Below are 19,907 nucleotides of genomic sequence, written 5' to 3' on the forward strand. Positions count from 1 at the left end.
GATGAAGAGCCCCGCCCTTCGCGACGTCCTCTTCGGCCTCGCCGCCTTCCTGGTCCTCGCTGCCCTGCCGCTCGTCACCACGAGCAGCGCCTTGATCGACTTCGTCATCCGCTGCGCTGCGCTCGGCCTGTTCGCGACCTCGCTGAACCTGCTGGTGGGCTATGGCGGGATGGTCTCCTTCGGCCACGGCCTGTTCTTCGGAATGGGCGCCTACAGCTTCGGCATCATCATGCAGCGGACGGGCATGCCGATCCCGCTCGCCATCCTCCTGACGATGGCAGTCGCAGCGCTGGTCGCGCTGGTCGTCGGCGCCATCTGCGTTCGCCTGAAGGAGATCTATTTTGCTTTCGTCACGCTAGCCTTCCAGATGCTGGTGCACAGCGTGATCATTGCCTGGACACCGGTCACCGGCGGCGACCAGGGCCTGCGCGGCGGCATTCCGCGGCCCTCCTTCCTCGGCAGCAACCTCGCCGACCAGAAGCAGCTCTATCTCTTCGCCGCCGCCCTGCTGGTGCTCGGGCTGCTGGCCATGCGCCACATCGTCTCCTCGCCCTTCGGCTACACGCTGCGCATGGTGCGCGACAACCCGACCCGCGCCGGCTTCCTCGGCGTCGACGTCTATCGCACGCGCCTCACCGCCTTCGTCCTGGCCGGTGTCTTCGCCAGCCTCGGCGGCGTCGTGATGAGCCTGTTCGTCTCGGGCGCCTATCCGGAGTTCGCCTTCTGGACGATGTCCGGCGAGGCGGTCTTCATCGTCATGCTCGGAGGCACCGCCGCCTTCCTCGGCCCGATGGTCGGCACCGTGCTGCTGCTCCTGCTGAACGACTTCGTGACCCGCATTGCGGAGCATCACGGGCTGGTCCTCGGAGCGGTGATCCTGCTCTTCGCGCTCGGCCTACGGAAGGGCTTGCTGGACTTCGTCCTGGATTGGCGCGCCGCGCGGCGGACCCGCGCCGAGGCGGTCGCCGGCACGGTCGTCGGCGCGGACAAGATGGAAAGGATTGCGACATGAGCGACGCGATGATCGCCGTCGTCACCGGCGGCGCCAGCGGCATCGGGGCGGCCTGCTGCCGCGACCTGGCCAGGCGTGGACACAAGGTCGTCGTGCTCGACCGCGACATAGCGAGGGCCGAGGCCGTCGCCGCCGAGATCGGCGGCCACGCCCTGTTCGGCGACGTCGGCGACGAGGCCGGGCTCAAGGCCGTCGCGGCTCGTATCGAGAGCGAGATCGGGCCGGTCGGGGTCGTCGTCAACAGCGCCGGCGTGCTGCAGCCGCCGCTGCGGCCGACCGAGCTGCCGATGTCGGTCTGGGACCATGTCGTCCATATCGACCAGCGCGGCACCTATCTCGGCTGCGTCGTCTTCGGTGCGGCGATGCTCGCGCGGCGCAGCGGCAGCATCGTCAACATCGCCTCGATCGCCGGTTCGCGCTCGATGGCTCTGCATGCCTATGCCCCGGCCAAGGCCGCGGTGATCTCGATCACGCGCTGCCTCGCCGCCGAATGGGGCCCGGCCGGCGTCCGCGTCAACTCGGTCTCGCCCGGCTTCACCCGGACGCCCGCCTTGCAGGAGGCGATCGACAAGGGCGAGCGCGACGTCACCAATCTCGTCGGCAGCGTGCCGATGGGCCGGCTGGTCGAGCCCGACGAGATCGCCCGCGTCGTCGGCTTCGTCGCATCGCCGGAAGCCTCGGCCCTTTCGGGCATCGACGTGCCCGTCGACTGCGGCTGGATGGCCGGAACCTCCTGGCACACCTATGGCGGCTTCCGCGATCCCGGGAACGGACCGCATGCTTGAGATCACCAACCTCGTGAAGTCCTTCGGCGGCGTCCGCGCCACCGACGACGTCACCATGACCTTCGCCACCGGCTCGCTCACGGCGATCATCGGCCCGAATGGCGCCGGCAAGAGCACCTTCTTCAACCTGCTCTCGGGCGCGTTCCGCCCCGACAGCGGCGACATCCGGCTCGACGGCCAGTCGATCATAGGCCTGAGTATCGGCGAGATCGTGCGGCGAGGCATCGGCCGGGCCTTCCAGGTCGCCAGCATCTTCCCGTCGCTGACCGTCGAGGAGACGATGCTGGCCGCGGTCAACGCGCATCACCGCCAGTCCGGCCGGCTCGGCGCGCGTTTTCCGCTGCCCTCGACGCGCGAGCATGCCGCCCACTGCATCGAGATGGTTGGGCTGACCGGCAAGCGCGACACGCTCTCGGCGAACCTCTCTCATGGCGACCAGAAGCTTCTCGACATCGCGCTGGCCCTCGTCCTCGAGCCGAAGGTACTGCTGCTCGACGAGCCGACCGCCGGAATGGGCCCCGAGGAGCGCTGGCGCGTGATCGAGAAGGTGCGCGAGCTCTGGGAGCGCCAGAAGATTACCGTCGTCTTCATCGAGCACGACATGGACATCGTCTTCCGGATCGCGCCCTCGATCCGCGTGCTGAGCTATGGCCGCGTCCTCGCCGAGGGCACGCCGCAGGAGATCCGCACCAACCCCGCTGTGATTGAGGCCTATCTCGGCACCGAGCATGAGGCCGCGGCATGAGCACCCGGACGGTCATCGAAGTCGCCGGCATCGACGTGTTCTACGGCGCGAGCCAGATCCTGTTCGGCGTCGATTTCGCCATCCAGGAAGGCCAGACCATGGCCCTGCTCGGGCGCAATGGCGCAGGCAAAAGCACCACGATGAAGGCCATCGCCGGCCTCGCCCCGCCGAAGCGCGGCACGGTCAAGCTGTTCGGCAACGACCGCACCCGCCAGAAGCCCTACGAGATGGCGCGCGCCGGTCTCGGCTTCGTGCCCGAGGACCGGCAGGTCTTCCCTGAGCACAGCGTCGAGGACAATCTCCTGATCGCGCGCAAGCCCGGGCCGGACGGGCGCGACGAATGGAGCCTGGAGCGGATCTACGAGGTCTTCCCGCTGCTGACGCCGCTGCGCCAGCGCATGGCGGGCAGGCTCTCCGGCGGCGAGCAGCAGATGCTGGCGATCGCGCGCATGCTGATGGGCAATCCGTCGGTGCTGCTGCTCGACGAGCCGAGCGAAGGCCTCGCCCCGATCATCGTGCAGCGCATCGGCGAACTGATCCGCACCTTGCGCAAGACCGGGGTCACGATCCTGATCGCCGAGCAGAACATGCATTTCTGCCTCGGCCTCGCCAGCGACGCGACCGTGATCGACAAGGGCCAGATCGTCTTCCGCGGCTCGATCGCGGACCTCAAGGCCAATGACGACGTTCGCCAGCGCTACCTCGCGCTCTGACCTTCGAGGGAGTCCTGCCATGCCGACACTCACCCAGGAAATCGCCCGCTTCGTCGCCGGGCTCGACGCGAAGACGCTTCCGGCCGAGATCGCCGACAAAGCGCGCGCCTGCCTCGTCAACGCACTGGGCATGGCCGTCAACGGCTTCGACACGCCGTATGCGCCGGTGGCGCGCAAGGCCGCTATCGCGCTCGACGGCGAAGTTCCGACCGGCGCGACGCTTTTCGGCGACGGCCGGAAGAGCACGATAGGCGCCGCCTGCCTCGCCAACAGCGCGCTGTTCCACGGCCGCGCCCAGGAGGACACCTGCGGCGCAGCCCATTTCGGCACCATCCTGATCCCGATGCTCCTCGCCATGACCGAGGCACGCGGCTATCCGCTGTCGCGGCTGATCCCGGCCCTCGTCGCCGGCTACGAGACCGGCGGGCTGTTCGAGAACGCTTTCGCCGGTAACACCACGCCCGCGGGGTTCCGCTCCTCGGCCACCTATGGCTGCATCGCGGCCGCAGCGGCGGCCGGCAAGCTGATGGAACTGGACGAGGGCCTGCTCGCCGCTGCGCTCGCCAATGCCGTGTCCTTCACCGGAGGCGTCCTACAATCCTTCGCCGACGGCACCGACGAATGGCGCTACCAGGTCGGCGTCGTCGCCCGCAACGGCCTGATCGCGGCCGAGCTGGCCGCAGCGGGCTCGGTCTCGGCGCCGCACGCCTTCGAGGGACGCGCCGGCTTCGTCCGCTGCTTTGCCGGCGCCGAGATCCCGGCCGACCTCGCCTCCCGCCTCGGCCACGACTGGTCGATCCTGCGCGTGACCTTCAAACCGTATCCAGTCTGCGCCTTCAACCAGACGCCGGTGACCGGCGCGCTGGCTCTGCGCGAGACGCTGACAGGCCGGGAGATAAAGGCCGTCCGAGTGCGGATGAACCCCTATGAGACCGGCTATGCCGGCATGGATGCGACCGGACCGTTCAGCTCGATCTCCGGCACGCTGATGAGCATCCCGTTCTGCATCGCGACGACGCTCCTTCGGGGCGTGCCGAGCACGCGGCACATGACGACCTATGACGACGCCACCGTGAACGGGTTGGTCGCGCGGATCACGTTGGTCACCGATCCCGCCGTCCCGATCCTCAGCGCCGTGATCGAGGCAGATACCGCCGAGGGCGACACGATCGTCCACGAGCAGCGCATGACGCCGGCCGACTACACCTTCGACCGCGCGACCTTGCGCGAATTGCTCACCCGGACTGGCGCCGAACAGGGCCTTCCCGCCGAGCTGTTCGAGCGCATCGAGAGCGCCGCCGATGCGCTCCCCGGCGGCCGGATCGAGGATTTCGTCGCGCTGTTCACGGCTATCGAACCGAGACGCGCTGCCGCCTGATCGCCCCTCCGGATCAGGCGGAGCAGTGCACGGCCGCACTCCGCCTTGAATAAAATGAATCATGACTCATAAATCATGTCATGCTAGTGTTGCCGCATCGGGATCGAGAGCGTCATGAGCGAGCAAGCAACATCGAGGACAGCGCGAGGCGGGGCCGGCACCGGCCATAACGCGGCAGCCGAACTGCTCGCGCTCTACCGCTCGCTCGTGCTGATCCGGCGCAGCGAGGAGCGGCTGAGCAAGATGTTCGCCGATGGCGAGGTGCCCGGCTTCATCCATCTCAGCATCGGGCAGGAGGCCGTCTCGGCCGGCGTCATGTCGGCGCTGACGCCGCAGGACACCATCGCCTCGACGCATCGCGGCCATGGCCACGCCATTGCCAAGGGCCTATCGCTCGACGGCTTCTTCGCCGAATTGCTGGCACGCGAGACCGGGCTCTGCCGCGGCCGCGGCGGCTCGATGCATGTGGCGGACATGTCGGTCGGCATGCTCGGCGCCAACGGCATCGTCGGCGCAGGCGCCTCCATCGCGCTCGGCAGTGCACTTGCGCACAAGACGCAGAAGAACGGCGCCATCGCGGTCGCCTTCTTTGGCGACGGGGCGCTTGCCGAAGGGCTGATGCATGAATGCCTGAACTTGGCGGCGCTGTGGAAGCTGCCACTGCTCTTCGTCTGCGAGAACAATGGCTGGGGCGAATTCCTGCCGACCTCGAAGCAGCTCGCCTTCAAGCTCGTCGACCTCGCCGCCGCCTATCGCATCCCGCATGTCTTGATCGACGGCAACGACGTCGCCGTCGTCGCCGAGCATGCGGCACGCATTGTCGCCGAGGTGCGCCATGACGGACCGCGCGTGCTCGAATGCATGACGACGCGTGTCCGCGGCCATTTCGAGGGCGACGCGCAGAAATACCGGGACGCGGATGAGATCGCAGCATTGAGTGCGCGCGATCCGCTCGCGGTCGCAGCCGGCCAGCTCAAGGCGCTCGGAGTCGGCGAAAGCGCGCTTGCCGAGATCGCCGACGAGATCGCCGCGCGGATCGAAGCGGCGGTGGAAGCGGCCCGCGCCGCACCGATGCCGAGCTTCGACGCGGCCAGGGCCGACGTCTACACCGGCGCAGTCGCCATGCAGGAGCGTGCCTGATGGCCGAGATGCGTTATCTGCGCGCGATCAACCAGGCGCTGGCCGATGCGATGGCGGCCGATCCGACGGTGATCCTGCTCGGCGAGGATGTCGGCGAGGCCGGCGGCTCCTTCGGCGTGAGCCGCGGCCTGCGCGACCGCTTCGGCGCCGAGCGGGTGCTCGACACGCCGATCTCGGAGGCGGCCCTTGCGGGTGCTGCCGTCGGCGCCGCGCTGAGCGGCCTGCGGCCGGTCGCAGAGATCATGTTCATGGATTTCACCACGCTGGTGATGGACGCGCTGGTGAACCAGGCGGCCAAGGCCCGCTTCATGTTCGGCGGCCAGCGCTCGGTGCCGATGGTGCTGCGCACGCCCCATGGCGGCGGGCTCGGCGCCGGCCCCCAGCATTCGCAATGCCTCGAAGCCTGGTTCGCCCATGTGCCGGGTCTCAAGGTCGTGTGCCCGTCCGACCCCGCCAGCGCCTATGGCCTGCTGCGCGCGGCCATCGCCGATCCGGATCCGGTCGTCTTCATCGAGCACAAGGCGCTCTATGCGATGAAGGGCGAGGTGCCGGACGCTCCGCCAATCCTTCCGCTCGGCCGCGCCGCCATCCTGCGCGAAGGCCGCGACGCCACGATCGTCGCCTATGGCGCCGCCGTCCACACTGCGCTGAGCGCAGCCGCGCAGCTCGCCGAGGAAGGCATCTCGGCCGAAATCGTCGACCTGCGCAGCATTCAGCCCTGGGACGAGGAAACCGTCCTGGCCTCCCTGTCCCGGACTCATCGGCTCGTCGTCGTGCATGAGGCGGTCGAGGCCTTCGGCGTCGGCGCCGAGATCGTCGCCCGCATGGCCGATATCGGCTTCGACGAGCTCGACGGGCCGATCCTGCGCGTCGCCGCGCCGTTCATGCCGGTGCCGTTCTCCAAGGGGCTCGAGACGGCCTACCTGCCCTCGCCGGAGCGCGTCGCCGCCGCCGTGCGCCGCACGCTCGCCTGAAGGAACCCGTCGTGACTGGAAAGCCCGAAATGTCGGACAGCATCCTCTACGAACGCCGCAACGCCGTGGCGCTGATCACGATCAACCGCCCCTCGACGCTGAACGCCCTCGACATGGCGACGCTGGCCGCGCTCGACGAGGCCGTCGTGCGCGCCGCTGCGGACGATCAGGTCCGGGTCATCGTCTTCACCGGGACGGGCGAGCGCGCCTTCGTCGCCGGCGGCGACATCGCCGATCTCGACAGCCGCCAGGGGCTGCCGCACTACCTCGAACTGGGCGAGCGCCTGCACAGCGTCTTCCGCCGGATCGAGACGCTGGACAAGCCGACCATCGCCGCCGTCAACGGCTGGGCGCTGGGCGGCGGCACCGAGCTTCTGCTCTGCATCGACATCCGCATCGCCGCAGCCTCCGCCAAGCTCGGCCTGCCGGAGATCAATCTCGGGCTCTTCCCGGGCGCCGGCGGCTCGCAGCGCCTGATCCGCCAGATCCCGCTCTGCAAGGCCAAGGAGCTGATGTTCACCGGCTCGCGCATCGATGCCGCCGAGGCGGAGAAGCTCGGTCTGATCAACCGCGTCGTGCCCGACGCCGAGGTACTGCCACAGGCTCTCGCGCTGGCCGAGACGATCGCGGCCAAGTCGCCGCTGGTGCTGAAGTTGCTCAAGCGCACGATGTCGGACGGGCTCGACATGCCGCTGCCCTCCTCGCTGCGCCATGAGCAGGCGATGATCGGCCTCGTGCTCGATACACAGGATGCCCATGAGGGCTGCCAAGCCTTCCTGCAGAAGCGCCCAGCCCAGTTCAAGGGGGCCTGAGATGAGCGCCTCTGCCGCGATCGTCATGCCCAAGCTCGGTCTGACCATGACCGAGGGCCTGCTCGCCTCGTGGCGGGTCGGAGCGGGCGACACGGTCGCGACCGGCGACGTGCTCTTCGTCATCGAGACCGAGAAGATCGCGACCGAGATCGAGGCGGAGCGCGCCGGCCGGATCGGCACAATCCTAGTCCCGGAGGGCGAGACCGTGCCGGTCGGCGCCACGCTCGCGACCTGGGCGGATGGCAAGGCGGCGCCCGCAATGGGCACGACGCCGGCGGCCGAGGTTCGACCACAGCCGGCCCCGGCCGCTGACCGGACGGCAGAGCCCGCGCGCGTCGGCATGGGCACGCGCCTCATCGCCACGCCTCTCGCCCGGCGCGTCGCTCGGCAGAACGGCATCGCGCTCGATCGCGTTGCCGGCTCGGGACCGCATGGCCGCATCAAGCTGAAGGATGTCGAGGCCGCGCTCGCCACTGCCCCGCCCGCCAGCGCCGCACCTCTTCGCAAGACCGACAGCCAGCGCCGGCCAGCCACGCCGATCGAGCAGGTGGTGGCGCGACGGCTCTCGCAGGCGAAGCAGACGATCCCGCATTTCTACGTGATGGCGGAGGCCGACATCACCGGCCTCTTGGCGATGCGGGAGGAGCTGAACGCAGCCGGCCTGCCGCAGCGCCTCAGCATCACCCATTTCATCATGGCGGCGGTGGGCCGTGCCTTGCTGGCCCAACCCGAGATCAATGCGGTCTGGGACGAGGGCGACATCGTCACGCTCGCCGGCAGCGATGTCGGCATCGCGGTGGATAGTCCGCGAGGACTTATGGTGCCGGTTCTGCGCGATGCAGGAGCCCGGCACCTCGACGCCGTCGCGTCCTCCTGCGCCGGGCTCGTGGTCAGGGCGCGCGATGGCCGCCTGACCGCAGCCGACTGCGAGGGCGGCGCGATCAGCGTCTCCAATGTCGGCATGTACGGGGCCTCGCACCTCGTCTCGATCATCAATCCCGGACAATCCGCGATCCTCGGCGTGGCGGCGGTGAAGCCCGTCTTCCGGCCGGATGCGCAAGGCCAGCCGACGCTTCGGCAGGAGCTCGGCCTCGTCCTGTCCTGCGACCACCGCGTCATCGACGGCGTGCGCGCCGCCCGCTTCCTCGACCTCGTCGTGAAGACGCTCGAACACCCATTGCCGCTGCTGCGCCAACCGGCGCCCCAAGGGAGCCAGACATGAATTTCGACCGCAGCGACGAGCAGACCATGCTCATCGAGACCGCGCGACGGGTCGGCGAAAAGTTCGGCCTCGACTACTGGCGCGAACTCGACGCCGAGAAGGCCTTTCCCTCGGCGATCTGGCAGGAGATCTGCGACGCCGGACTCTGCGGCATCGCGATCCCCGAGGAATATGGCGGGGCCGGCCTCGGCATGACCGAGGTCGCCATGGCGATCGAGGCGCTCTGTGCGGCCGGAGGCGGCTCGACGCTCAGCCAGATGTTCATGTGCAATCCCGTCTTCGGCGGCGTCACGATCAGCAATTTCGGCACCGAGGCGATGAAGCACGAATTGCTGCCAGCGCTCGTCGCCGGCCAGGCGATGTTCGCGATGGCCCTGACCGAGCCGGATGCGGGCACCAACTCGCTCGCCATCAAGACCTTCGCGAAGGCCGATGGCGATGGCTGGCGGATCAGCGGCCAGAAGATCTGGATCACGGCCGTGCCGCAGGCCAGCAAGATCCTGATCGTCGCCCGTACGAGGAAGCTCGAGGAGGTCAGCCGCAAGACCGACGGCATCAGCCTCTTCCTGATCGATGTCGAGCGCGAGGGACTGACCCATCAGGCGATCGACAAGGTCGGTACCAATACCCTGCCCTCCAGCTCCGTCTTTCTCGACAATGTCCGGGTCGAGCCGCATGAACTGGTCGGCACGCTCGACGGCGGCTTCCGCCAGCTGCTCGACGTCCTGAACACCGAGCGCATCGTCACCACCGCCGGCCTGGTCGCAACGGCCGAACTTTCGATCAGGCTCGCCGCCGACTACGCCCGTGAGCGCAAGGTCTTCAACAACGCCCCGATCGGCGCCTATCAGGGCATCCAGTTCCCGCTGGCCGAGGCGCAGATCCAGCTCGAATGCGCGCGGCTGATGAACCACAAGGCCGCGACGCTCTACGATCAGGGCAAGCCCTACGGCACCGAGGCCAACATGGCGAAGTACATGGCCGGGCACGCCGCCGGCCTCGCCACCGACCGCGCGATCCAGACCCTAGGCGGCATGGGCTACGCCAAGGAATACCATGTCGAGCGGCTGTGGAGGGACGCCCGGCTGTTCAGGGTCGCGCCCGTCTCCGAGGAGATGATCCTGAACTACGTCGCCCAGCACGATCTCGGCCTGCCGCGGTCCTATTGATGACGGCCGCCGTGCTCGCAGGCGAGGCGGCCCCCGCCCTGCCACTGCTGCTGCAACCGCTCGTCTTGCGCGGTTTGGAGCTCAGGAACCGCATCGTCGTCGCGCCGATGGCGACCTACAGCGCCGATGACGGGATGCCGAGCGACTTCCACCTCGTGCATCTCGGCCGCTTCGCGCTGGGAGGCGCCGGGCTGGTGATGACCGAGGCTACGGCCGTGACCGAGCAGGGCAAGATCACCCCCGGCTGCCTCGGTCTTTGGCGGGACGAGCAGATCGCGCCCTTCCGGCGCCTGACGGATTTCCTCCACGCGCAGGGTGCGGCGGCGGGAATCCAGCTCGGCCATAGCGGGGCGAAGGGCGCGAGCCAGCGGCCCTGGCACGGCTACGGCCCGCTCGGCGAGAGCGACCTTGCGGCACGTGGCGAGGTGCCGTGGCCGCTGGTTGCGGCGACAGACGAGGCTTTCGAGACCGGCTATCAGACGCCGACTGCCCTCGATGAGGCCGGCATGGAGGCCCTGATCGCTCAGTATTGCGCGGCTGCTCAGCGCGCGGAGGCCGCCGGCTTCGACGTGCTGGAGCTGCACTGCGCCCATGGCTATCTGCTGCACGGCTTTCTCTCGCCGCTCGGCAACAAGCGGGACGACCAGTATGGCGGCTCGCTCGAGAACCGCATGCGCTTCCCGCTGAGGCTCGCGCAGGCATTGCGGCAGGCCTGGCCCGGCGGCAGGCCGATGTTCGTCCGTGTCTCGGCGATCGACGGCGTCGACTATGGCTGGGACCTCGCGGATACGGTCGCCTTCGCCAAAGCGCTGAAAGGCGTCGGCGTCGACCTTGTCGACTGCTCGACCGGTGGCATGCGGGTGCCGCGCGAATACAGCCTGCCGGCCCGCGCGCCCGGCTTCCAGGTGCCGTTCTCGGACGGCGTCCGCAAACAGGCCGGCATCGCGACCATGGCAGTCGGCCTGATCCGGGACCCCGCGCAGGCGGAGGCTATCCTGCAGGCAGGAGCCGCAGACCTGATCGCACTCGGGCGCGAGATGCTGTTCGACCCCAACTGGGCGGCCAAGGCGACGGTCGCGCTGGCGGGCGAGACGGGCTGGAACACTTGGCCTCAGGCTTTCGGCTGGTGGCTCCAGCGCCGCGCCCGCCTCGACCGGCCGAAATCGGGAGCCTGAGCGATGCGCAAGATCGTGACCCTCGTGAAGCGGGCTCCGGGCCTCTCGGTGCTGGAGTTCCAGGGACGCTGGGCGCAGGACCACGGCCCGCTCGCCGCCGCTGCCCCCGGCGTGCGTCGCTATGTCCAGTCCCATGCGCTGGAAAAGGGCTACGCCAAGGGCGAGCTGCTGTTCGACGGGATCAGCGAAGCCTGGTTCGACGATGACGCTGCCGTCGCGACCTACGACGCAAGCGAGGCCGCCCGCCGGGTCGCAGCGGATCTGCTGCCACTCGTCGAGCCGTCACGGCTGGTGCGGATGGCCGTCGACGTCCATGTCATCAAGGACGGCCCGGTGCCGGAACCTGCCGTCAAGAACATCGAATTCGTCAACCGCCGATCCGGCATGCCCCTGGCGCCCTTCCGCGACTACTGGCGCTACGTGCACGGCCCGCTCGCCGCGACGATCCCCGTGCTGCGACGCTACGAGCAGAACCACCTCGCTCTGTCGCAATACGAGGCGGGCGAGCCGGTCTATGACGGGCTGGCGATCACCTGGTTCGAGTCCACCGCCGACATGAAGGCCGGTACGCTAACCTCGGAATATGTCGCGACCCGCGCCGACGAGCCGAACTTCCTGCCCGACGGCCATCTGCCGATCATCATCACCCGCGAGGTCTTCTTCGCCGGGTGATCGGGCCGGTGACGTCGCACCGCGCCCCTTCAGCGGTCGCGCGTACGCGGGTCCGAGGCGTCGCGCAGGGCATCGCCCAGCAGGTTCAGCGCCAGTACCGTCGCCAGGATGGCGAGGCTCGGGAAGACGGCGAGCCACCAGGCGTCGAGGATGTTCTCGAAGCCTTCGCGGATCATGCCGCCCCAGGTCGCAGCCGGCGGCGGGACGCCGAGGCCGATGAAGCTGAGCGAGGCTTCCGTGCGGATGGCCGAGGCGAGCCAGAGCGAGCTCATCACCACCACGTCAGAGAGCATGTTGGGCAGGATGTGCCGGAACATGATGCGCAGGGGACCGCAGCCATAGGAGCGGCTAGCCTCGACGAAATCGCGCTGGCGCAGCGTGATCGTCGGAGCGCGGGCGACGCGGGCGAAGGGCGCGACCTCGGTCACCGCGATGGCGATGATGAGGTTCTCGAGACTGGCGCCGAGCATGGCGGCGATCATCAGGCCGAGCAGCAGCGTCGGGAAGGCGAGCAGCACGTCAAGCACGCCCATGACGATCTGGTCGAAGAGCCCGCCGATATAGCCGGCGATGACGCCGATCGTCGTGCCGACCACCATCGCGATCAGGATCGCGACGAAGCCGACGAAGAGCGAGATGCGCGCGCCATAGATCAACCGCGAGAGCACGTCGCGCCCATAGGAGTCGGTGCCGAGCAAGAATTCGGCGGATGGCGGTTCGAGCCGCGCGACGATGTTCTGCTCGAGCGGATCGTGCGGCGCCAGCCAGGGCGCGAAGATGGCGACGAAGACGATCAGTGCCAGCAGGACGAGCCCAACCCACGCGATCTTGTTGTGACGGAAGGCGAGCCAGAGGCCGCCCGGCCGCATGTCGACGGTCGTGGAGGCGACGGCGCTCATGAGTACTTCACCCTCGGATCGACCAGGCCATAGGCGAGGTCGGTCAATGTGTTCACGACGATGACGCAGACCGCGAAGATGATCATCAGCCCCTGGAGCAGCGTGTAGTCGCGCGAGTTGAGCGCACCGATGATCAGCTTGCCCAGGCCCGGGCGGTTGAAGATGATCTCGGTCAGCACCGAATTGCCGATCAGCGTACCGAAATAGAGCCCGACCACGGTGATGATCGGAATCAGGCTGTTGCGCAGCGCATGCGTCACGATGAGCTGCCGGCGGGTCACGCCCTTGGCGCGCGCGGTGCGGATATAGTCCTCCGTCAGCACGCCGAGCATCGCCGCCCGCGTCACGCGCATCACATAGGCCGTCATGATGATGCCGAGGTTCAGGGCCGGTAACGCAAGGGCCCGCATCTGGGCGCCGAAATCGCCCGAGCCGCTGGTGTTGCCCAGAACCGGGAACCAGCCGAGCTGGATTGCGAAGACGATCAACATGAGGATGCCGGAGACGAAGGCCGGGAAGGACAGGCCGACCAGCGAGACGACGCGCGAGACATAGTCGACCCAACCATTGCGGCTGAGCGCGGCGGCGACTCCGAGCGGCAGGCCGAAGAGGAGTCCGATCGTGATCGCGGCGATCGTGAGTTCGATTGTCGACGGCAGGACCCGCAGGACTTCCGCTATGACGCTGTGGCCGGTGCTGAGCGACTGGCCGAGGTCGCCGGTCACGACCTTGCCGATGAAGGTGAGGTATTGGACATGCACCGGCTGGTCGAGGCCGAGCTTCTCGCGCAAGGCGGCAAGCGAGGCCGCGCTCGCCTGATCACCCAGGATCACCGAGGCGGCGTCGCCCGGCACCAGCCGCACCAGCACGAAGATCGCCGTCAGCATGACGAACAGCGTCGGTATGGCGAGCAGCAGCCGCCTCAGAACGAACCCCATCATGCCGCGACCCTCTCCTGCATCAGGCGCCCTGGCGCGAAGGCGGCGATCTCGCGGCGCGTCGTCCCCGCCGTCACGAGATCGGTCAGAATGGCGCCGACGACCGGGACGAGCTGGAAGCCGTGCCCGGAGAAGCCGAAGGCATGGAACAGGCCAGAGGCGTTCGGCGAGGCGCCGATGACCGGCAGGTGGTCTGATGTCTGCGCCTCGATGCCGGTCCAGCAGCGCGCGACACGAACCCCGCGCACGATCGGGAAGAGGTCGCTTGCCGCGCGAGCGCCCTTGGCGAGTTCGGTGAAGTTCACCGTACTGCTCTCACCCTCGACATCGGCGGCGCCCTGCAGGCCGCCGCCGATCACCAGCGTGCCTTGGTCGGACTGCTTGAAGGAGAGCGCTCGACCGACCACGCTGACGACGGGGGCAAGCAGCGGCGCGAGCCGTTCCGTCACCATCATCATCGAGGCGCGGACACCGAGCGCGATCTCGTCGCCGAAGAGCGCAGCCAGCCGGCCAGCCCAGGCGCCGGCGGCGTTGACCACGACCGGCGCGCGGAAGCGGCGCGCTCCGCAGGCAAGAAGCCAGCCCTCGCCCTGGCGTTCGACCGCCTCCACCCCGCAGCCCTCGGCGATGACGACGCCTTCGGCCTCGCAGGCGCGGCGGAAAGCGAGGATCGTGCGATGCGGGTCGGCCGCGCCATCGTTTCGCGCAATGAGTGCGCCAATGCAGTGAGGACTCAGCGCCGGCACGAGGCGGCGCAAATCGGCCGCGTCGATCATCTCCTCATGCTCGTAGCCGAGGGACCGCATTTTCGCCTCGCGCTGCATCAGGGCGGGCATGTGCTCGTCGCGTTCGGCGATGCGCATCTGGCCATGGGCATGGAAACCGCAATCATCGCCGACGATGCTGGCGATGCGGTGCCACATCGCCATGGCCTCGAGCGAGATCGGAACCTCGGCGATGTCGCGGTTGAGCGTGCGTACGCCGGCGGCCGTGGCGCCCGAGGCATGTCGCCCTGTCCAGCGCCGCTCGATCACCGCTACGCGCCGGCCGGCCCGAGCCAGATGCAGAGCGGCGGAAAGCCCGTGAAGACCGCCGCCAACCACCGCGACGTCGAACTCCTCGACGCTCATGCCGCCGGCGCCTGTTCGTCGAGGCTGGCGAGTTCGCCGAGCGTAACAGGCTTCAGCGGCGGGCGGATGCGGTAGAAGCCGACATCCTCGACGGGGCGGCCCTGCGCGGCAGCGACGATATGGGCCATGGTGTAGCCGCATTGGCGACCCTGGCAGGGCCCCATGCCGGCGCGGGTGAAGGCCTTGAGCTGGTTCGGGCCGGGCCGCCCCTGTACGGCGCGCGCGCGCAGCTCGCCGGCGGTGACCTCCTCACAGCGGCAGACCACCGTCTCGTCGGCCGGCGCGAAGACCTCTGGACGAGGCGCATAGAGAGCGTCGAGGAAGGGGCGCAGCGCGAGCGCGCGGGCGAGCGTCGCCCGTTCCCGCCCGGCGGTGTTCTCTGCCTCCGAGTCGCTCAGCTTGCCGAGCCTCGCCGCGATGCGCACCGCTGCGAGCCGGCCACGCGGCTCGGCCGCCTCGGCCCCGCCGATGCCGGCGCCGTCGCCCGCCACGAAGACGTTCGCCTGCGTGGTCTCTCCCCACGCATCGAGTTCCGGCACATAGCAATGCTGCGAAGCATTCCAGGTCACGCCGCAGCCGAGTGCGAGCGGGGCATGGATGTTCGGCACCACGCCCTCATGCACCAGCAGCACCTCCGCTGGCGCCGTGCCTTCGCGCCCCTCCGCAGTGCTGTAATGCAGACGCTGGAGCTTGCCGTCGCCTTCGGCACGGATCTCCGCGACATGGCGAATGATAGGGAAGCCTGCCCGTCCCAGCGAAAAAGACCAACCCAGCCCCTTGGCGAGATCGCCGAGCCGACCGAGAGCCTGGGGCAGATGCTTCAACGCGGATGTCATGCGGCCGCGCGGGGTCGTGTCGAGGAAGCCGGCGATCTTGCCGCCCGCGGCCAGGAGCTGCGTCATGTAGAGCAGCGGCAGCGGTCCGCAGCCGGCGATCCAGACCGGGCTCGACGGCACGGAATCCGCGGTCTTCAGCAGGATCTGCGCCGCGCCGACCGTCAGCACGCCGGGTAGAGTCCAGCCTGGGAACGGCACCGGCCGCTCCTGCGCACCGGTGGCGAGAATGATCGCGTCTGCCGTGACGCTGCGAGCCTTGCCGTCGCGCGTCAGGAAGGCACGGAAGCCGGGCTCGATCTGCCAGAGCTGGCTCTGCGGCTCGTACCCGGCGCCGCAGGCACGGAAGGCTGCGGCCCGCGCCGCGCCGGCGCCATAGGCTGCGCCGAGACGCGCCAGCCGCGGCGTGGCGGCGACAGTCTCGATGGCGCGCCAAATCTGGCCGCCAGGCGCGGGCTGGTCATCGATCACGCGGACGCTCAGCCCGTGCTTGCGGGCGGTCACGGCGGCCGCCATGCCGGCCGGGCCGGCGCCGACGATCAGCAGATCGGTGTGGGTCTGGCTCATGCCGAGAGGCTCCTGCGGCCCTGCTGGCGGGTGATGCGCATGCCGTCACGCACCGGCGTCAGGCAGCCCTGCACGGAGCCCTGCCCGTCGACCTCGACGAGGCATTCGAAGCAGACGCCCATCATGCAATACGGTGCGCGCGGGCTCTGCGAGACCGGCGTCGTACGGTTCCAGCCCTCGGCCTGGCGCAGCAGCACGGCGGCGACGCTCTCGCCGACTTCGGCGGCGACGGGGTGACCGTCGATGAGAATGGTGACGGCCGACGGCCCGGGATCATGCAGCTTGCGGAACATCGAAACGACTCTGGTGGAACGGTGACAATGAGTCGGGCAGTGCTCCGGCCGCGATGGCGCTGGCCAGAACCTCGGAATGGAACGCCGCCAGCGTCACGCCCGAATGGCAGAGGGCGACGAAGGCGCCCGGCCGCGTGAGCGACTGGGCATAGATCGGATAGCTGTCCGGCGTCATGATGCGCAGCCCAGCCCATTGCCGGACGAGGCGAACATCGGCGAGCGCAGGCACGATCCGCACCGTCTTGCGGCTGAGCCCGGCCGCGGCATCCGCCGTCGCCGAGACATCGAAGCCGCTGTTGTCCTTGGTCGCCCCGATCATCACCGTGCCTTCGCCGGTCTGGCGCAGCCCGCTCGCCGGCAGCGGCAGGAACGGCGCGAGACGCTCGGTGACCAGCACCTGCCCACGCTCCGGACGAACCGGCACGTCCAGCCCGACCTGACTGGCGAGGGCGGGCGAGCCGAGGCCCGCGGCAATGACGATGCGCGGCGCGACCAGCGTCTCACCCGCAAAATGTAGGCGGAACTCGCTCCCGGCTGCGTCGATGCGCTCGACCCGCGCCTTGTGGCGGATGCTGCCGCCATGGCGCAGCAGTGCGCCGTGGAGGGCGGCGAGCAGCCGCAGCGGATTGACGTGGCCGTCGCGCCGCCCGTAGCTCGCCCCCGAGACGTCAGGGCCGAGGCCGGCTCTGGGCATCAGCTTCTGAAGGGCCGCGCGGTCCAACATCTCCCAATCGGGCTCACCCTCGCCGCGCTGATTGTGCAGGCGCATCAGGTCGAGGCGGCGCTTCTCGAAGCCGTCCTCACCGAAGCAGAAGGCCAACCCGCCATTCTGCTCGTAGACGAGGTTCGTCTGCTCGGAGGCCTCGAGCTCGTCGCAGAAGCCGCGCCAGAGATCGATGCTGCGCCGGGTCAGGCCCTGATAGGCCGGCATGCCGGGCCCCTTGCCCTGCAACCAGACCAACCCGAAATTCGCCTGGGCCGCGCGGAAGTCGCCATCGTCGCCGTCGAGCAGCAGCACCTTCTCGCGCCGCTTCGCCAGCCCATAGGCGATGGCCGCCCCGACCGTGCCTCCCCCGATGACGATGATGTCCGGCCGCATGTGAATTTCCCTTGCCGGCTTTGACGTTAGGAGGGCTTATTGTATTTCGTCAAAGTCATCTTTTTCTCGGGTCTATTCCTCAGGGTTATGCGATGGTGCGGCGGCTCAACCTGCGTCAGGTCGAGGCCTTCAAGGCTGTGATCGAGTTCGGCACGGTGAGCCGCGCCGCCGAGATGATGAATGTCTCGCAGCCGGCGATGAGCAAGCTGATCGCCCATCTCGAGGAGGATACCGGCCTCAGGCTGTTCGACCGGATCAAGGGCCGGCTCGTGCTGACCCGGCGCGGCATGCGGCTCTACGAGGAAATCGACCGCATCTTCGCCGGCCTGCGCCAGGTCGAGAACGCGGTCGACGCGATCCGCCGCGACGAACAGAGCCGGCTGCTGATCGGCGTCATGCCCGCGCTGTCGGGGCCCTTCATCCAGCAGGCGACCACGCGCTTCCTGGCGAGCCAGCCCAACGTCTTCTGCTCGGTGCAGTCGCGCAGCTCGCAATGGATCGCCGACGGGCTCGTGACGCGAAAGCTCGATGTCGGACTGATCATCGTGCCGGTCGACAACCCCTACATCATCGCCGAGCCGCTGCTGGCGCGCCCGGTCGTCTGCGCGCTGCCGCTCGACCATCGCCTCGCGGGAAAGGACGTGATCACGCCAAAGGATCTCGATGGCGTGCCCTTCATCTCCTTCGAGCCCGAGAGCCATACGCACCGGCGCGTATCCCAATTGCTCGAAGGCCATGGCGTGGTGCCGAACGTGGTGATGAGCGTGAACGTGGCGCCGACCTTGTGCGAATTCGTCGCCGCCGGCGTCGGGGTTTCGCTGGTCCACCCGCTCATCGTCGGAGGCCTGAAGGACCGGGTGGCGATCCGCCCCTTCGAGCCCGCGCTCCAGCTCGACTTCCAGCTCTGCCGGATCCGCGACAGCCGCAATGCAAGGCTGGTCGATGCATTCCTCTCGAGCGCACGGGAGGCCGCTGCGGAGATCTCGCGAACGATCGTCAGCCCTGTCCGAGCCTGATCTCGGCAAGGGCCGCGAAAAAGGGCATATGATCGCCGGCACGCAGACGGCGTAGCGCGTCGAGCAAGCGTTCCTGCTGTGCCGGCGTCGCGACGATGCGGCTCGCGCGGCGCAGCTTGTCCTCCAGATCCTCCCATGACGGCGCGGCGGAGGCCTCTCCGCTTGGGGCGGTGACCGGCGAGACGAAGCTCTGCCCCGCCGCGCGGACGGTGACGCGCGACAGGGTCTCAGCCGGGAACCTGGCATCAAGTTCGGGGTCGAGCCGCAAAGCGACCTTCTCCGCGAGAGCGATCACATCGAGACGATCGACCGCCGAGTCGGCCAGCGGCATCAACGCCTCGATGCCGTCCAGCGCGACGAGGCCGAGGCAATAGGGAATCGAGAACTGGATGTCGGTGAAGCTCTGCGGGCGCGGCCGGTTGGCCAGCCTCAGTGCGCCGCTATAGGTCGCGACCTCGATCGCCTCGATATGGTGAGGATCGATCGCGTTCCGCGTCATCACCCCGAGCAGCGCCTCGACCGGCGCATGGCAATGCCGGCAGCAGGCCAGGAACTTCATGTAGTTGCGCGTGATGTAATGCTGTCGGCCGAGCCCATCGGCGAGGCCCTCGAGCCGGAAATGCTCGTCATTGTCGAGCAGCCCGAGGGGGCCGGTATGCCCGGCCTCGGCCATCAGCAGCCCGCCGGCCGCCGTGACGCTGGACCAGGGAATGCCCTCCTTCACGTCGCTGCCCTCCTGCGCGCGGAAGGCGGGGCCTGCGCCGGCGTGGAGCTGGTTGGGCGCGCCGATGCCGGCAATCGCGAAGGCGTGCGCCAGCTGCTCCGGCGGAGTGCGCCGCAGGAAGCCGAGTGCGGCGACGACGCCATAGCCCGACCACATCCCGGTATTGGCATAGAAGCGGCGCGCTGCGCCGACCGAAACGCCGACCTCGTAGCCGACGACGATCGCCTGCAGCAGCTCCTCCGTCGTCGCGCTGGCCTGCTGCGCCACCGCCAGAACTGCAGGGATGACGGCGGCTCCGGGGTGTCCGCGGGCGATGCGGTGGCCGTCGTCAAGATCGAGGGCTGCCGCGGCGGACGCGTTGCACCAGATCGCGCCGGCAAGGCCAGACGTCCGGCCGGCGAACCAGACCGGCAGATCGCCGCCGGCCATCGTCGCATCCACCACCTGCCGAACCGCGCGCGGACCGGGCGCGGCGATGCCGGCGGCGGCCGCGGCGACGAGATCGAGCACCGCGCGGCTCGCCGCCTCGCGCAGATCGGCGCTCAACGGCTGGTCGCGAGCCTCGGCGACATAGGCCGCGAGCCGGCGCACGATCTCCACGGCGGCGCTCC

Annotated in this window: 20 protein-coding genes; 13 read left to right on the forward strand and 7 right to left on the reverse strand. The window is 68.9% G+C overall.

The window, feature by feature from the left end; genetic code table 11:
• The first annotated feature begins 1 nt into the window (after position 1).
• The 12 genes from VGN82_RS02445 to VGN82_RS02500 all read left to right on the forward strand — a co-directional run bounded on the left by VGN82_RS02445 (position 2) and on the right by VGN82_RS02500 (position 11,797).
• Positions 2-1,012, forward strand: coding sequence for a branched-chain amino acid ABC transporter permease (locus tag VGN82_RS02445; RefSeq protein WP_327525396.1), 1,011 nt, complete (start codon positions 2-4; stop codon positions 1,010-1,012).
• Positions 1,009-1,797 carry an SDR family NAD(P)-dependent oxidoreductase gene (locus VGN82_RS02450; RefSeq protein WP_327525397.1) on the forward strand — a complete coding sequence of 263 codons (789 nt, stop codon included), beginning with the start codon at positions 1,009-1,011 and terminating at the stop codon, positions 1,795-1,797. Before VGN82_RS02445 ends, VGN82_RS02450 begins: the two co-directional genes overlap by 4 nt.
• Positions 1,790-2,542, forward strand: a complete 753-nt coding sequence (locus VGN82_RS02455) for an ABC transporter ATP-binding protein (protein ID WP_327525398.1) — start codon at positions 1,790-1,792, stop codon at positions 2,540-2,542. Before VGN82_RS02450 ends, VGN82_RS02455 begins: the two co-directional genes overlap by 8 nt.
• Positions 2,539-3,255, forward strand: coding sequence for an ABC transporter ATP-binding protein (locus VGN82_RS02460; protein WP_327525399.1), 717 nt, complete (start codon positions 2,539-2,541; stop codon positions 3,253-3,255). The genes VGN82_RS02455 and VGN82_RS02460 overlap by 4 nt, the downstream gene beginning before the upstream one ends.
• Before the next feature lie 19 nt (positions 3,256-3,274).
• A complete protein-coding gene (locus VGN82_RS02465) occupies positions 3,275-4,633 on the forward strand; it encodes an MmgE/PrpD family protein (protein WP_327525400.1) in 1,359 nt (452 codons plus the stop codon).
• Between the two features lie 114 nt (positions 4,634-4,747).
• Positions 4,748-5,773 carry a thiamine pyrophosphate-dependent dehydrogenase E1 component subunit alpha gene (locus VGN82_RS02470; RefSeq protein ID WP_327525401.1) on the forward strand — a complete coding sequence of 342 codons (1,026 nt, stop codon included), beginning with the start codon at positions 4,748-4,750 and terminating at the stop codon, positions 5,771-5,773.
• A complete protein-coding gene (locus VGN82_RS02475) occupies positions 5,773-6,747 on the forward strand; it encodes an alpha-ketoacid dehydrogenase subunit beta (protein ID WP_327525402.1) in 975 nt (324 codons plus the stop codon). Before VGN82_RS02470 ends, VGN82_RS02475 begins: the two co-directional genes overlap by 1 nt.
• 29 nt (positions 6,748-6,776) lie before the next feature.
• On the forward strand, positions 6,777-7,559 hold the full coding sequence (locus tag VGN82_RS02480; RefSeq protein ID WP_327525403.1) for an enoyl-CoA hydratase/isomerase family protein: 783 nt from the start codon (positions 6,777-6,779) through the stop codon (positions 7,557-7,559).
• 1 nt (position 7,560) lies between these two features.
• Positions 7,561-8,781, forward strand: coding sequence for a dihydrolipoamide acetyltransferase family protein (locus VGN82_RS02485; RefSeq protein WP_327525404.1), 1,221 nt, complete (start codon positions 7,561-7,563; stop codon positions 8,779-8,781).
• The gene (locus VGN82_RS02490) at positions 8,778-9,950 is read left to right on the forward strand and encodes an acyl-CoA dehydrogenase family protein (RefSeq protein ID WP_327525405.1); all 1,173 of its coding nucleotides are present in this window, start codon (positions 8,778-8,780) and stop codon (positions 9,948-9,950) included. The genes VGN82_RS02485 and VGN82_RS02490 overlap by 4 nt, the downstream gene beginning before the upstream one ends.
• Positions 9,950-11,125: an NADH:flavin oxidoreductase/NADH oxidase gene (locus tag VGN82_RS02495; protein WP_327525406.1), complete on the forward strand. Its 1,176-nt coding sequence runs from the start codon at positions 9,950-9,952 to the stop codon at positions 11,123-11,125. Before VGN82_RS02490 ends, VGN82_RS02495 begins: the two co-directional genes overlap by 1 nt.
• 3 nt (positions 11,126-11,128) lie before the next feature.
• Positions 11,129-11,797 carry an EthD domain-containing protein gene (locus tag VGN82_RS02500; protein WP_327525407.1) on the forward strand — a complete coding sequence of 223 codons (669 nt, stop codon included), beginning with the start codon at positions 11,129-11,131 and terminating at the stop codon, positions 11,795-11,797.
• A 29-nt stretch (positions 11,798-11,826) separates the two neighbouring features.
• Here VGN82_RS02500 and VGN82_RS02505 read toward each other — a convergent pair whose 3' ends face one another.
• The 6 genes from VGN82_RS02505 to VGN82_RS02530 are packed head-to-tail and all read right to left on the reverse strand — an operon-like array spanning position 11,827 to position 17,556.
• Positions 11,827-12,696, reverse strand: coding sequence for an ABC transporter permease (locus VGN82_RS02505; RefSeq protein ID WP_327525408.1), 870 nt, complete (start codon positions 12,694-12,696; stop codon positions 11,827-11,829).
• Entirely contained in the window at positions 12,693-13,637 is a 945-nt protein-coding gene (locus VGN82_RS02510; protein ID WP_327525409.1) for an ABC transporter permease, read from the reverse strand. Before VGN82_RS02510 ends, VGN82_RS02505 begins: the two co-directional genes overlap by 4 nt.
• A complete protein-coding gene (locus tag VGN82_RS02515; RefSeq protein ID WP_327525410.1) occupies positions 13,634-14,764 on the reverse strand; it encodes an NAD(P)/FAD-dependent oxidoreductase in 1,131 nt (376 codons plus the stop codon). The genes VGN82_RS02510 and VGN82_RS02515 overlap by 4 nt, the downstream gene beginning before the upstream one ends.
• Positions 14,761-16,164 carry an NAD(P)/FAD-dependent oxidoreductase gene (locus VGN82_RS02520; RefSeq protein ID WP_327525411.1) on the reverse strand — a complete coding sequence of 468 codons (1,404 nt, stop codon included), beginning with the start codon at positions 16,162-16,164 and terminating at the stop codon, positions 14,761-14,763. Before VGN82_RS02520 ends, VGN82_RS02515 begins: the two co-directional genes overlap by 4 nt.
• Positions 16,161-16,457, reverse strand: coding sequence for a (2Fe-2S)-binding protein (locus tag VGN82_RS02525; RefSeq protein ID WP_327525412.1), 297 nt, complete (start codon positions 16,455-16,457; stop codon positions 16,161-16,163). The genes VGN82_RS02520 and VGN82_RS02525 overlap by 4 nt, the downstream gene beginning before the upstream one ends.
• Entirely contained in the window at positions 16,438-17,556 is a 1,119-nt protein-coding gene (locus VGN82_RS02530) for an NAD(P)/FAD-dependent oxidoreductase (protein WP_327525413.1), read from the reverse strand. Before VGN82_RS02530 ends, VGN82_RS02525 begins: the two co-directional genes overlap by 20 nt.
• Before the next feature lie 92 nt (positions 17,557-17,648).
• On the opposite strand from VGN82_RS02530, the gene VGN82_RS02535 reads away from it, so the two are divergent.
• Positions 17,649-18,572, forward strand: a complete 924-nt coding sequence (locus VGN82_RS02535; protein ID WP_327525414.1) for a LysR substrate-binding domain-containing protein — start codon at positions 17,649-17,651, stop codon at positions 18,570-18,572.
• Here the strand turns inward: VGN82_RS02535 and VGN82_RS02540 are convergent.
• Entirely contained in the window at positions 18,553-19,896 is a 1,344-nt protein-coding gene (locus VGN82_RS02540; protein WP_327525415.1) for an MmgE/PrpD family protein, read from the reverse strand. The genes VGN82_RS02535 and VGN82_RS02540 overlap by 20 nt on opposite strands.
• Between the last annotated feature and the right edge of the window lie 11 nt (positions 19,897-19,907).

The sequence above is a fragment of the Allobosea sp. genome (assembly GCF_035999205.1).
Classification (GTDB): domain Bacteria; phylum Pseudomonadota; class Alphaproteobacteria; order Rhizobiales; family Beijerinckiaceae; genus Allobosea.

What these genes read in the sequence shown, in the direction of transcription:
- VGN82_RS02445 (WP_327525396.1), top strand. Translation starts at nt 2, where the DNA reads ATGAAGAGCCCCGCCCTTCGCGACGTCCTCTTCGGCCTCGCCGCCTTC.
- VGN82_RS02450 (WP_327525397.1), top strand. Translation starts at nt 1,009, where the DNA reads ATGAGCGACGCGATGATCGCCGTCGTCACCGGCGGCGCCAGCGGCATC.
- VGN82_RS02455 (WP_327525398.1), top strand. Translation starts at nt 1,790, where the DNA reads ATGCTTGAGATCACCAACCTCGTGAAGTCCTTCGGCGGCGTCCGCGCC.
- VGN82_RS02460 (WP_327525399.1), top strand. Translation starts at nt 2,539, where the DNA reads ATGAGCACCCGGACGGTCATCGAAGTCGCCGGCATCGACGTGTTCTAC.
- VGN82_RS02465 (WP_327525400.1), top strand. Translation starts at nt 3,275, where the DNA reads ATGCCGACACTCACCCAGGAAATCGCCCGCTTCGTCGCCGGGCTCGAC.
- VGN82_RS02470 (WP_327525401.1), top strand. Translation starts at nt 4,748, where the DNA reads ATGAGCGAGCAAGCAACATCGAGGACAGCGCGAGGCGGGGCCGGCACC.
- VGN82_RS02475 (WP_327525402.1), top strand. Translation starts at nt 5,773, where the DNA reads ATGGCCGAGATGCGTTATCTGCGCGCGATCAACCAGGCGCTGGCCGAT.
- VGN82_RS02480 (WP_327525403.1), top strand. Translation starts at nt 6,777, where the DNA reads ATGTCGGACAGCATCCTCTACGAACGCCGCAACGCCGTGGCGCTGATC.
- VGN82_RS02485 (WP_327525404.1), top strand. Translation starts at nt 7,561, where the DNA reads ATGAGCGCCTCTGCCGCGATCGTCATGCCCAAGCTCGGTCTGACCATG.
- VGN82_RS02490 (WP_327525405.1), top strand. Translation starts at nt 8,778, where the DNA reads ATGAATTTCGACCGCAGCGACGAGCAGACCATGCTCATCGAGACCGCG.
- VGN82_RS02495 (WP_327525406.1), top strand. Translation starts at nt 9,950, where the DNA reads ATGACGGCCGCCGTGCTCGCAGGCGAGGCGGCCCCCGCCCTGCCACTG.
- VGN82_RS02500 (WP_327525407.1), top strand. Translation starts at nt 11,129, where the DNA reads ATGCGCAAGATCGTGACCCTCGTGAAGCGGGCTCCGGGCCTCTCGGTG.
- VGN82_RS02505 (WP_327525408.1), bottom strand. Translation starts at nt 12,696, where the DNA reads ATGAGCGCCGTCGCCTCCACGACCGTCGACATGCGGCCGGGCGGCCTC.
- VGN82_RS02510 (WP_327525409.1), bottom strand. Translation starts at nt 13,637, where the DNA reads ATGATGGGGTTCGTTCTGAGGCGGCTGCTGCTCGCCATACCGACGCTG.
- VGN82_RS02515 (WP_327525410.1), bottom strand. Translation starts at nt 14,764, where the DNA reads ATGAGCGTCGAGGAGTTCGACGTCGCGGTGGTTGGCGGCGGTCTTCAC.
- VGN82_RS02520 (WP_327525411.1), bottom strand. Translation starts at nt 16,164, where the DNA reads ATGAGCCAGACCCACACCGATCTGCTGATCGTCGGCGCCGGCCCGGCC.
- VGN82_RS02525 (WP_327525412.1), bottom strand. Translation starts at nt 16,457, where the DNA reads ATGTTCCGCAAGCTGCATGATCCCGGGCCGTCGGCCGTCACCATTCTC.
- VGN82_RS02530 (WP_327525413.1), bottom strand. Translation starts at nt 17,556, where the DNA reads ATGCGGCCGGACATCATCGTCATCGGGGGAGGCACGGTCGGGGCGGCC.
- VGN82_RS02535 (WP_327525414.1), top strand. Translation starts at nt 17,649, where the DNA reads ATGGTGCGGCGGCTCAACCTGCGTCAGGTCGAGGCCTTCAAGGCTGTG.